This window comes from Paenibacillus sp. JJ-100 (assembly GCF_948329825.1).
GTDB lineage: Bacteria > Bacillota > Bacilli > Paenibacillales > Paenibacillaceae > Paenibacillus.
In genome coordinates this window covers 676,614-687,961 of sequence record NZ_CAOJCM010000001.1, presented here as the reverse complement: position 1 = coordinate 687,961, position 11,348 = coordinate 676,614, and the positions used below count along the sequence as shown (strand labels likewise).

13 protein-coding genes are annotated in these 11,348 nt (G+C 44.0%); all 13 read right to left on the bottom strand.

Annotated elements, in window-relative coordinates; genetic code table 11:
• Positions 1–149: 149 nt before the first annotated feature.
• Positions 150–800, bottom strand: a complete 651-nt coding sequence (gene tsf / locus PQG66_RS03425) for a translation elongation factor Ts (RefSeq protein ID WP_272035117.1) — start codon at positions 798–800, stop codon at positions 150–152.
• A 117-nt stretch (positions 801–917) separates the two neighbouring features.
• Positions 918–1,616, bottom strand: a complete 699-nt coding sequence (rpsB, locus tag PQG66_RS03420) for a 30S ribosomal protein S2 (protein WP_024630243.1) — start codon at positions 1,614–1,616, stop codon at positions 918–920.
• 220 nt (positions 1,617–1,836) lie between these two features.
• Positions 1,837–2,451, bottom strand: a complete 615-nt coding sequence (locus PQG66_RS03415) for a hypothetical protein (protein WP_272035113.1) — start codon at positions 2,449–2,451, stop codon at positions 1,837–1,839.
• A 2-nt stretch (positions 2,452–2,453) separates the two neighbouring features.
• Positions 2,454–3,044 (bottom strand): DUF6115 domain-containing protein, encoded by a 591-nt coding sequence (locus tag PQG66_RS03410; RefSeq protein ID WP_272035111.1) that lies wholly within the window; start codon positions 3,042–3,044, stop codon positions 2,454–2,456.
• A gap of 66 nt (positions 3,045–3,110) precedes the next feature.
• Positions 3,111–3,425, bottom strand: a complete 315-nt coding sequence (locus tag PQG66_RS03405; RefSeq protein WP_272035109.1) for a hypothetical protein — start codon at positions 3,423–3,425, stop codon at positions 3,111–3,113.
• Between the two features lie 51 nt (positions 3,426–3,476).
• Positions 3,477–4,886: a DUF342 domain-containing protein gene (locus tag PQG66_RS03400; protein WP_272035108.1), complete on the bottom strand. Its 1,410-nt coding sequence runs from the start codon at positions 4,884–4,886 to the stop codon at positions 3,477–3,479.
• Positions 4,887–4,947: 61 nt separating this feature from the next.
• Positions 4,948–5,736: a FliA/WhiG family RNA polymerase sigma factor gene (locus PQG66_RS03395; protein WP_272035106.1), complete on the bottom strand. Its 789-nt coding sequence runs from the start codon at positions 5,734–5,736 to the stop codon at positions 4,948–4,950.
• 15 nt (positions 5,737–5,751) lie between these two features.
• Entirely contained in the window at positions 5,752–6,189 is a 438-nt protein-coding gene (locus tag PQG66_RS03390) for a hypothetical protein (protein WP_272035103.1), read from the bottom strand.
• A 3-nt stretch (positions 6,190–6,192) separates the two neighbouring features.
• Positions 6,193–6,690 (bottom strand): chemotaxis protein CheD, encoded by a 498-nt coding sequence (locus PQG66_RS03385; protein ID WP_272035101.1) that lies wholly within the window; start codon positions 6,688–6,690, stop codon positions 6,193–6,195.
• Positions 6,683–7,303, bottom strand: a complete 621-nt coding sequence (locus tag PQG66_RS03380) for a chemotaxis protein CheC (RefSeq protein ID WP_272035099.1) — start codon at positions 7,301–7,303, stop codon at positions 6,683–6,685. Before PQG66_RS03380 ends, PQG66_RS03385 begins: the two co-directional genes overlap by 8 nt.
• A 10-nt stretch (positions 7,304–7,313) precedes the next feature.
• The gene (locus PQG66_RS03375) at positions 7,314–7,775 is read right to left on the bottom strand and encodes a chemotaxis protein CheW (RefSeq protein ID WP_272035097.1); all 462 of its coding nucleotides are present in this window, start codon (positions 7,773–7,775) and stop codon (positions 7,314–7,316) included.
• A gap of 27 nt (positions 7,776–7,802) precedes the next feature.
• Entirely contained in the window at positions 7,803–9,875 is a 2,073-nt protein-coding gene (locus PQG66_RS03370; protein WP_272035095.1) for a chemotaxis protein CheA, read from the bottom strand.
• 32 nt (positions 9,876–9,907) lie between these two features.
• On the bottom strand, positions 9,908–11,344 hold the full coding sequence (locus PQG66_RS03365) for a protein-glutamate methylesterase/protein-glutamine glutaminase (RefSeq protein ID WP_272035092.1): 1,437 nt from the start codon (positions 11,342–11,344) through the stop codon (positions 9,908–9,910).
• Positions 11,345–11,348 lie beyond the last annotated feature (4 nt).

Here is an 11,348-nt window from a genome sequence, read left to right as displayed (position 1 = left end):
GAAAGGAACACAGAAGTGTTCCATTCATGCGAAAAACAATTAACCGAAGAGTCAAAGTTTTTCTGAGATATAAGGGAGTTTACGCTTTGAAGATTCATCATTCTTATATCTTCGAAAATCATTGTTAGCTTGTCGGTTTGGTAAGCGTCTTATTTGTTTACTTGTGACATAACTTCTTCTACGAAGTTATCTACTTTTTTCTCCAGACCTTCACCCAGTTCGTAACGAACGAAACGACGGATGGAGATGTTTTCACCGATTTGGCTGATTTTTTCGTTCAGCAATTGAGAAATTGTTTTATCCGGATCTTTTACGAAGCTTTGCTCCAACAGGCAGTATTCTTCGTAATATTTACCGATACGGCCTTCGACCATTTTCTCAACGATTTTTTCTGGTTTACCTTCATTCAGCGCTTGAGCCTTCAAAATTTCTTTCTCTTTTTCCAACTCTTCTGTTGGAACCTCTTCACGCGATACGAATTTAGGATTAGCTGCTGCGATTTGCATTGCTACATCTTTAACAAAATCTTTAAACTGGTCTGTTTTACCAACAAAGTCTGTTTCGCAGTTAACTTCTACCAAGACACCAATACGGCCGCCAGCGTGGATGTAAGACTCAACTACACCTTCAGTAGCTGCACGTCCTGCTTTACTAGCTGCTGCGGAAAGTCCTTTCTCGCGCAACAATTCTGCTGCTTTTGTAACATCACCATTCGCTTCTTCAAGCGCTTTTTTGCAATCAAGCATACCTGCGCCTGTTTTTTCGCGAAGTTCTTTTACTGCACTCGCATTAACTGCCATTATAAATTCCCTCCAGATTAAGTATTGTATGTTCACTCTAAAAAAAGGGTAGTGAGAGGTTATACACCTACCAACCACCCTTTTCATTAAATTCATGAATGATATGTTCGAAAACTATTAAGCGGAAGTTTCTTCGCCTTGGTTAGCTTCGATAACTGCGTCAGCCATTTTACCTGTCAGCAATTTAACGGCACGGATCGCGTCGTCATTACCTGGGATAACATAATCGATCTCGTCTGGGTCACAGTTCGTATCAACGATACCAACGATTGGGATACCCAATTTGCGAGCTTCAGCAACAGCGATACGCTCTTTGCGTGGATCGATGATGAACAGAGCACTAGGCAGACCTTTCATATTTTTAATACCGCCCAAGAATTTCTCGAGACGATCTTTTTCTTTGCGAAGCAAGATAACTTCTTTTTTAGGTAGAACAGCGAAAGTACCGTCTTCTTCCCAAGCTTCCAACTGTTTCAAACGATCAATACGTTTTTGAATAGTTGAGAAGTTAGTCAGGGTACCGCCGAGCCAGCGTTGGTTAATGTAGAATTGACCAGCGCGTTCAGCTTCTTCTTTAACGGAATCTTGAGCTTGTTTCTTAGTACCTACAAACAGGATAGTACCATTCTCGCCTGCGATTCCTTTAACGAAGTTGTAAGCCTCTTCGACTTTTTTCACCGTTTTTTGCAAATCGATGATGTAAATTCCGTTTCTTTCAGTGAAGATATAACGATCCATTTTTGGGTTCCAACGACGAGTTTGGTGACCGAAGTGTACCCCAGCTTCAAGAAGCTGCTTCATGGAGATTACTGCCATCTTCACACACCTCCTAATATGGTTTTTATTGTGTCCTCCGCCAGCATCATTTTTCGCTAAGACTCTCCATAAGGAAAGCACCCTCAACAAAATTAGCATAGCGTGTGTTTTAACACCGTTAACTAATATAGCATAAGTAAAAGCCTGTTGCAACATTATCTCAATCTAAATTTTATGGCTACATGAGACCAAAAAGAACCGTTCAGTCCGAGCATATAGCTCAGCTTGACGGTTCCTTCGTGATTTTAGAAATAATTGACTTGAAACTCTCGCCCTTTTCAAGAGAATAGGTGCCCACTTGAATCTTTTTGTTAATGCCTTCAGCTTTGCCTGCCTTGATAAAAGCTTGTGCATCATCTACAATACCGGCCTTCTTCAAGTTTTCAGCTACCATAACCAAGCTGTTCCCGTAACGAACCTTAAACGATACAGCCGTCCCCTTAGGTTTGCTTGGTGTTTCAGGTTTGTTTGTTTTAGGCTGGGTCTGTTCTTTAACGGCACTAGACTTTGGTTGTTGTGGCTTATCTGGTTCTGTTGGTGCAGCAGAGGCAGTTGGATCTGAAGCTACTGCTGTATTTCCTTGCATCTTACTGCTTTCTTGTTTTTTCTTTTCAACCCACTCTGATTCCGTATAGAGCTCATCTTGAGCACCAACCACTTTCATATCCAGACTCTTTGCAGCAGTCTCCAGTTGTTCTTTCGTCCAATTGGCAGATTGCGTTGGTTCTAGATTACTGTCAGACAGAGCTTTTTGCCCGACGGTGGCCAGTTGAAGCAAAATGGCTCCAATAATCATACCGCTTCCTATTCCAATCCACAAAGATCGCTTGTCCATGGTCAGTTTTCCTCCCGGTCTGCCAGCTGCAGTATTAATTGCACCTCACCAAGCTGAATCCCAGTCTGTTTAGCTATAGCATCCATAGACTTACCGTTATCATGCAGTCTGAACAGTTCTTTATAGCGATCTTTGATCGATTCACGCTGTGGTTCTATGTTTTCTTCCTTAACCTGTGATTCTGAGGTAGCTGATTCAGGTTGTTGATTCGCGTCTGCTCGTATATTCTCCAAAAGCCTCTGTGCCTGAAGCCCATCTGAAGTGTACCCGAGTACACTATCGACTGGAGCTGACAAAACAGTTTCTGTCGTCCTTACTTTTTGCTGCTCCAGTTGATCCAATCGCTGTTGTAATTCCTGCAGTTGTGACTGCAAACGTTGATCTGCTGCCGTGGCTTCCCCTTTAAGTTCAGCCACACGTTGAATTAGAGCGTCGTTCTCTTGTTCAATCTCTGTCATATAATGTTCGAGCGTCGACTCCATCTCTTGCACCAGTTGATGCGATGGCTGTTGTACCTTGTCTTTTCGGGGCATAATGAATGCATATGCAATGGCACATGCTCCTAATATGACAATTATGATCCATGGTGACAAATGACTTCTCTCCTTTTATAACGACCACCCGAGCGGGGCACAAACTCCTATTCTATGTATACTCCGTTACATAGACAGGTCAATATGTTTACCTTTGTAGGGATGCTCTGCTGGTTTGATCTCTTCCTCACCTTCGGCCCCATCCCGAGCGTCAGCCCCGCTATGATGATTTCCGCCGCTCGAATGATCCTCTCGCACTGAAGTGTGCGACGTCTCTGCCATAGCCTCACTACGTTGACTTGCTACCTTCGCTTCTTTTGTCATCTGTTCAGCAAGCAGATTTTGGTCGGTAACTGGTCTCTGCTGGGCTTCATTCTGGTATCTTCCCGCTTCGCTTGTACGCGGCACCGCGATCTGCAACTCCACTGCTTTGAAACTCATACGCTCACCTCTCGGTTTCGAATGGATTCCCTTACAAGCCGTTGCTGGTTTTTAAACGAACGGCGCCATCGTGATATCCCCGTCCTGATAATAAAATGACATTCGACTGATCGGATCTTTAATAAATTTCATGTATCTGCCGATAACTATTTTAGAGCCTCCGTAAATCACCTTCAAAATATCAACGCGGGCTCTGCTTGTATCTTCAAGTACCTTTTCAATTTCGAGGATACGTAGTTTCATTTCTTCACTCTTCATAAGAGCTGTTTTTTGAGTTGCGTTTAATTTGATTCTCATAGCCATCTTGTCTGGAGTCAGCTGTCCCGCTGCAGCCATTTGGTCAAGTAGAGTCAGTGCTTTCTTCGTTTTGTCCAAAGACTCCGTCTGTTCTTTAATTTCCTTACGCAATTCATTCATTTCATTTCGGAGTCTTGGCAACACGCCCACCTCAATAGAGGTTAATGTAGACATGCTATTGCCCACAACACGGGCAGATACATGCTCTCCAGCTTGAATTGAGCCGCCGACGATAAGCCCCTTCGTTCCTGCGCATATTACAGCATGACCGGCGCGTACATTGGAATGCATAATACTTTGGGTTACAAGCACATCTCCACCTGCGTCAACGTTGCCTTCCTGAATAAATGTGCATTTTACATCATGTTCAGCATGAACCAAACCTTTATTGTAACCTATGATTCCGCCAGTAATTTCGATCGAGCCGCCTGCTTCCAATTCTGCTCCTTCGACACCTCCGGCGACACGAATATCACCTGCTGCCTTTACTTTAAAACCGGTAAGTACATTGCCACGTATGACAACATTACCTACAAAGTCAATATTTCCATGTTTATAATCAACATCTCCATTGACTTCATATACCGGAAATACGTTAAGTTTGCTTCCTTCTGTTCTACTAACCAGGCCGTCTACTGTAGCATACATTGCAGAACCCTCAGGATTAACAACAACGTTTTTCCCCACTTTAAATCTAGCTTCTTTCCCCGAACGATAAGGAATTTCCTCGCCAGTAACCGCTTTACCTGGCACACCCTCAGCAGGGTCGATGCGCTTTGCAATGATCTGGCCGCTACGTACATTGTCTAGTCGTATCAACTCTTTGTAATCCACTTTCCCATCTTCTGCTTCTAATGGACGCTGCTCGCTGCCAACTTCCTTGCCGATCAAAACATCAATGTATCCATCGACTCCATGTACAGGTGCAATTCCTTCGGCTATTTTGCATTTCTCTTGCAGAAAAGCTAACGGATCACTCACAAAAACCAACATTGCTTCTCGCAATAGACCGTGTATAACGCCCTTGCTCTCCAAAAATTGTTCAAGTTCTTCGATAGTACAGGAAAATCCTTCCTCTTCGTTGTAATATTCAAGATAAGCCGCACATTTATCATCTGATAAAACAACGTTGATACATTTCTCCATCGCAGTCCGTTGAGTCAACGTACATCTTCCTTCCTTATTAGCCTGTCCACTCCCTTGACTTATGGTTAGCTTCTGCTATCTAGTCTTTACGCATCAGCAAATCTTTTTGTTTGTCCAACGTACCGCGAAGCCGTAATATGGCTTTGGAATGTAATTGAGAGATACGAGACGGTGAAAGGGACATTACTTCTGCGATTTCACTAAGTGAAAGGTCTTCATAATACAGAAGAGATACCACCGTTCGTTCTTTAACCGTCAGTTTTTCAAGTCCTTGAACAAGTGCTTCTTTCAGATAAAATTCATTGACCTTATAATCCGGGTTTTTGGCCTTCTCATCTACCATTAAAGATAGACGCGTTTCTGACTCTTCTTCCCGGATCGGATCTTCCAGTGAGCACAGCGACATCACTGCTACCTCCTGAAGCATTTGTTGGAAATCTTTGGTTGACACATCTAGATATTGACTCATTTCTTCATCGCTCACAGAACGCAAATAAGTTTGTTCCAATTGCTGGTATGCGTCTTCAATCCGTTTCGCCTTTTCACGCACTGACCGGGGAACCCAATCTCCTTGACGTAATCCGTCCAGTATAGCTCCCCGAACCCTCCAGGAGGCGTAAGTTTCAAATTGCAGCCCGCGTTCATAGTCGAACTTTTCCAAAGCATCAATAAGTCCCATTACACCATTACTTTCAAGGTCATCTTTTGGAACGTTTTTGGGTAATCCCACTGCCAGACGACCTGAAACATAATTAACAATATGAAGATATTTTTCAATCAACATCTTCTTTGCTTCAAGATCGCCATGTTCTTTCCACTTTTCCCACAGATCAGAATAGTTCAAATGTGAAGCTTTACGCTCGTTCAATTGCTTTCACCCTCCTTATTTGTCTGTCAGGTGACGAACGGCCTGCGCCAACTCCTCCGGCTCTTTGGTCCGAACGAGTTTAGGCGGATCCAAAGGGGCAAATCCCGTTGGAGCTTTCGTCTCAGATGATGTAAGTTCAGCTTCTGCGGCGTTGCTCTGACCATTCTTGAGCAAGTCTTTCAGCTCTTGTCCATCGTCATCGACTTTGATGTCCACCTGTGAACCTCTTAGATGACCAGTCTCTGTATCATAAACTGCTCCGTTTTCTACTCGAGGGTTTAGCAATATTCCCAATCCCCAACGCAGACCATATGCTAGGACATACCAAGCGGCGAATCCTATGAATCCGCGTATTAAACTGGTCATCAACACATTACTGCTGAATGCTACAAAAAAAGTCAGAACGAATCCGACTATGCCTGCTCCAAGATTAATGCGGTAGTTTCCTATCATGTATTATAGTTCCTTTACACCCATTTGTACGCTACGAATAGTTAAAAGTCCTGTCTCACAATTCATTTCGATAGTCCGACCATAATTTCCTCCTGTATCTTCAGCCAATAGAGGAATTTTGAGTTTTTCCAACATCTCTCGACAAGTATCAGCATTACGCGGTCCAATACGCATCGTGTCGCCTGCACCTGAGAATGCGAACATCTGTGATCCTCCAGCCATTTTCGATACAATACGTGAATGGGAAGCACCCATCTTCAACATTTTTTCAAGCAATTCGGGCAATGCTGTGTCTGCATACTTCGCCGTATTTATTTTACCTTCACGGGCAATTTCTGAACTCGGAAGCATAACATGCGCCATACCAGCTATCTTCAACTGTGGATCGTACATTGTTAGGCCTACACACGATCCTAAGCCCGTTGTACGGATTATGCCGGGTAATTGAGCAATGTTTAGATCTGCCATACCAACTTTGACGATGCTCTTGTCCTCAATCATGGTCAAGTGGCACCCCTAGCGATTCAAAAATCTTAGCAAAGGAAGCTGGATCCGGAATAAGGAAAAACTGTCCCTCTACCTGATATTCACCCTCGAAGAAAGAAGTATCAATTAATAATGCAGCATCGCCCATTTCTCCAAATTGCAATAACCCGTAACTCAGAATCGCTCCAGCCATGTCAACGGCCAGTCCAGGAACTGTTGGATACATGGACAGCTTCGTGAAATCTGCAAGAGAAGACAGATAAGATCCCGCCAGAATGTTACCAATCTCAGACAGCGCAGAGTTTTCCATCTCGGTAAACGTCAAACCTTCTTTCAACTCAAACCCAGCAAGGCGATTCAGTAACATTTTTGCAGCTTCAGGCGTCATCATAAAAAATAAATTGCCCGGAGCTTCACCCTCCACACGAAGAAATACAGTAACTACAATGCGCTCGTCGCCACCTACTTTTTCAGCAACCTCCTCAAACGGGAGCATCTGAACGGTGGGTACACCCATATCAATCGGTCTATTAAGGAGTTGAGACAACGCCGTAGCGGCGTTGCCTGCTCCAATATTACCGACCTCTTTGAGCACATCCATTTGAAAACCCTCAAATCGGTTAAACATCTCCACTGTGCTAGCCCTCAACACTTTCCAGCTGCACAATCTCGCTTTTATTTAATACTTCGTTAAGATTGAGCATAATCAACAAACGTCCATCTTCCAATTTGGCGACTCCTCGCAGGTATCTTGCTTTAACACCCCCGACCACTTCCGGTGGCGTGTCAATCGAGCTGCTCTTGATGTCGATCACATCATTGGCTGAGTCAACAATAAATCCAACCTGCATATCATCTACGCCAACAATCACGATTCGTGTTTGATCCGTATATTCCGTTTCCGCAAGGGAGAAGCGTCCGCGAAGATCAATAACTGGTATAACAACACCACGCAGGTTGATAACCCCTTTTACAAAAGAAAGTGTCTTAGGAACGCGAGTAATCGGCATCATACGCTCAATTGTCTGAACCTTGTCTACCTCAATACCGTACTCTTCGGACCCTAATTTAAAGACAATAACTTTCAACTCTTCTTCCATATAAAAAACCTCCCTCAGACTATATGTTTATTTGATAAACGCGTTAGGATCAAGAATTAGAGCTACCTGTCCATCTCCAAGTATCGTTGCGCCGGAAATGCCTTCAATAGCAGGAAGATAAGTTCCCATAGACTTAAGTACGATTTCGCTTTGACCTATGAATTCTTCCACAGCTACAGCTGCCAGACGCTCTCCTTTTCGAATGACCACAATTTCCGTTTCTTGCTCGTCGGCATCATTGAAATCCGGCACGCCAAACACTTCACTTAATGAAAGATACGGAATCAAAGACTCACGGAACGTAATCATTTTATTCCCATGAATATTTCTAACTTGGTTACGTTGCACGATAGCTGTCTCTACGATCGAAGACAATGGGACAGCATACTTCTCTGAACCAAGCCGCACAAGCATTGCAGCAATAATAGACAACGTCAACGGTAGTTGTACGGAGAAGTTGGTACCTTTACCTGGTTTGGATGTAATGGTTACATTACCGCCAAGTGAAGTGATTTTAGATTTCACAACGTCCAAACCTACCCCACGACCGGAAATATCAGAGATTTTATCAGCTGTACTGAAACCAGGAGCGAACAATAATTGATTCACTTCATCATCGCTCATTTTCGCACCCTGCTCCTCCGTTACAACGCCACGTTTGATCGCTGTTTTCAGGAGTTTGTCTCGATAAATCCCTTTACCATCATCTTCAATCTCAATAAATACATGGTTACCACTATGGAAGGCCCGCAAATTAACTGTACCCATTTCAGGTTTTCCAGCAGCAATACGCTCCGAGATGGATTCTACCCCATGGTCCACGGCATTACGCAGCAGATGAACCAGCGGGTCACCAATCTCGTCAATAACCGTTCTGTCCAGCTCTGTTTCGGCACCTGTAATGACCAGATCGATCTTTTTATCCAGCGTTTTTGCCAGATCACGAATCATGCGCGGGAAGCGATTAAATACGGTATCTACAGGAACCATCCGCAACTTCAGTACAATATTTTGCAAGTCCGTGCTAACACGACTTAAGTGCGCTACAGTATCAGACAGATCATTATTGCCGGTCTCACTAGCTAACTGCTCAAGACGGGAACGGTCAATCAGTAATTCGCTAAATAAATTCATCAACACATCAAGACGCTCAATATCGACACGAATTGTACGTGAATGAGCGGCCGCTTGTTTTGGGGCAGCTGCCTTCACTGGAGCTGCTTTAATTTCTTCTTGAGACGAAGAATCTGCAGCAGGTGCATCCTTCTCAACCGCAGGGGCTGGTGTATCCTCGACCGCAACAGTGGCAGCAACCTGATTGGTCATCTGCTGTAACGTCTCTTGATCCAATTGAATCAATTTGGCACTTTCGATCTCGGAAATGCTCAGAATAGCTTTTTCCAGCTCTTGCGCCTCTTTAGTTGTTATGTAGTACAACGAGAAGTTGCGCTCAAACTTTTCTTGCTCGATATCTTGAACGGAAGGGAAAGCTTTAACCACTTCACCAGAGCGCTCGAGCATATCAAACACCATGTACGCCCGAACACCTTTTAACTGGCTGTGTTCACTTACTAGGACGTCGATATAAAAAACTCTGTGTCCTTCTGCTATAGACTGATCGAGCACGGAATATTGGTATTCGTCCAGCTCTACAGCATTGGAGATTAAGGAATCCGATTGTGTTTCAGCCTGTGCAACAGGAGCACTGCCTCCTGTCCATTCACCACTTTCAATCGCTTGAAGTGAAGCTACAATGGAGGATACATCCGCTTTACCTTCCCCGCCTCCGGTAATATCCTGAACCATATTCTCCAAAGCATCCAGACTTTTGAACATCGTGTCAAAAATATAATCCTGCATTTTCAGTTTCTCATTACGAACCAAATCCAGTACATTTTCCATTTTGTGTGTCAGTGAAGCCAAATCCTCAAATCCCATAGTCGCCGCCATACCTTTGAGCGTATGAGCGGAACGGAAAATAACTTGCACAATGCCTAGATCTTCCGGGTTTGATTCAAGTTGTAGCATGTTTTCGTTAAGGGATTGCAGATGATCATTAGACTCATCAATAAACATGGATAAATATTGGTTCATGTCCATTGTGAGGCACCTCCTCCGTAAGTTACACTCCGTTATTTCACTGCTTGAACAAGCCTTGGGGCTATCTCCTGCAGGGGCAGAAGATGACGCACGCATTGCAGCTCTACAGCTGAACGCGGCATACCGTAGACAACACAAGTCTCTTCATTTTCAGCAAATGTTGAATTAACACCGGCTTCGTATAATTTTCTCATCATACGTGCTCCGTCGCTTCCCATTCCTGTCAGAAGAACAAGATGTCGCTGTAAAGATGTAAATGGCAGAAGTGATTCAAACAGCGTATCCACTGAAGGCCTGTGACCATTCACCTGTTGATCCTCACTCAGTTTCAACATGAATCTTCCATCTGCTGTCTTGTGCACTCTCAGGTGGAAACCACCAGGTGCAATATAAGCCGTTCCTTTTTTAAGTATCATACCGTCTTCGGCTTCAACCACATGGAGTGGACTGAATGTATTCAAACGTTGAGCAAGTGAACGGGTAAAATTAGGCGGCATGTGCTGCACAATAATTACAGGTGCCGGCAGATCTGCTGGCAGTTTTTCCAACAAAGTCTTTAGTGCTCTTGGTCCTCCGGTTGAAGATCCGATCGCTATTAATTGGTTAAATGGTCCTTCCAACCCAACTGAAGTCTTATGACTCGTGTTAAGCTGTGGTGAACCTGTTGCACTTGCAGACGCAAAACTAGTTGCTGGTCTTACCATCGTTGATCGAGATGCATTTGACTGGGTGATCTCTTTACGAGAGTCTAGTGGACTTTCAGGCGGCTTGCCCACCTTATCTGCATTCGGGCGAACAGAAGGTTTTTGATTAGCAATGTTCCCCTTTTCAGTGATCGCACGTTCCACTTTCGGAGGATGCGCCCGTACAATCGGTTGTTTTCTCCCTTGAACTCCTGCGTTACGATCCTCGCTTGTCGGAGCCTTAGGTGGGACGGTTCTATTAATAGGTTCAATCATGTCCTTCGTCGGTCTATCCTTTTTTAACAGCTGTGGTGGAGTGTTCACCGTATTATTGCGAGAGATCTCCAATTTTTTAATAGCTTCTTTGCGCTCAGCTTTTCGTTTAACTTCTTCCATAGCTGCACGCATTCGTTCAACTAACGCTTTCCCAACCTGAGCTATGTCCTGATCATGCACAACAGAAGGCTTTCGAATAAAATCGAATGCACCAGCTTCGAGAGCCATAATGGTCTCTTTCATGCCTTGTTCATTGATACCAGAAAGCATAATTACAGGAACGGTGGAATCCTCCATAATTGTTTTAAGTGCATCCAGTCCGTTCATTTCCGGCATTTCGACATCCATCGTGATAACATCAGGTTTCAGCTCTAACGTTTTTTGAATGGCTTCTTTACCGTTTGACGCTGTAGCTTTAACCTCAAACTCTGGGTCCACTTCAATTAAATCGGTCACAATTTTGCGCATAAAAGCGGAATCATCGACAACTAACACTTGATAGACCGCCATATTG

Excerpts from the sequence above, each read along its gene's own strand:
- PQG66_RS03415 (WP_272035113.1), bottom strand. The coding sequence starts at position 2,451 with ATGGACAAGCGATCTTTGTGGATTGGAATAGGAAGCGGTATGATTATT.
- PQG66_RS03405 (WP_272035109.1), bottom strand. The coding sequence starts at position 3,425 with ATGAGTTTCAAAGCAGTGGAGTTGCAGATCGCGGTGCCGCGTACAAGC.
- PQG66_RS03370 (WP_272035095.1), bottom strand. The coding sequence starts at position 9,875 with ATGGACATGAACCAATATTTATCCATGTTTATTGATGAGTCTAATGAT.
- PQG66_RS03375 (WP_272035097.1), bottom strand. The coding sequence starts at position 7,775 with ATGGAAGAAGAGTTGAAAGTTATTGTCTTTAAATTAGGGTCCGAAGAG.
- PQG66_RS03390 (WP_272035103.1), bottom strand. The coding sequence starts at position 6,189 with ATGATAGGAAACTACCGCATTAATCTTGGAGCAGGCATAGTCGGATTC.
- PQG66_RS03380 (WP_272035099.1), bottom strand. The coding sequence starts at position 7,303 with ATGTTTAACCGATTTGAGGGTTTTCAAATGGATGTGCTCAAAGAGGTC.
- tsf (WP_272035117.1), bottom strand. The coding sequence starts at position 800 with ATGGCAGTTAATGCGAGTGCAGTAAAAGAACTTCGCGAAAAAACAGGC.
- PQG66_RS03385 (WP_272035101.1), bottom strand. The coding sequence starts at position 6,690 with ATGATTGAGGACAAGAGCATCGTCAAAGTTGGTATGGCAGATCTAAAC.
- PQG66_RS03365 (WP_272035092.1), bottom strand. The coding sequence starts at position 11,344 with ATGGCGGTCTATCAAGTGTTAGTTGTCGATGATTCCGCTTTTATGCGC.
- rpsB (WP_024630243.1), bottom strand. The coding sequence starts at position 1,616 with ATGGCAGTAATCTCCATGAAGCAGCTTCTTGAAGCTGGGGTACACTTC.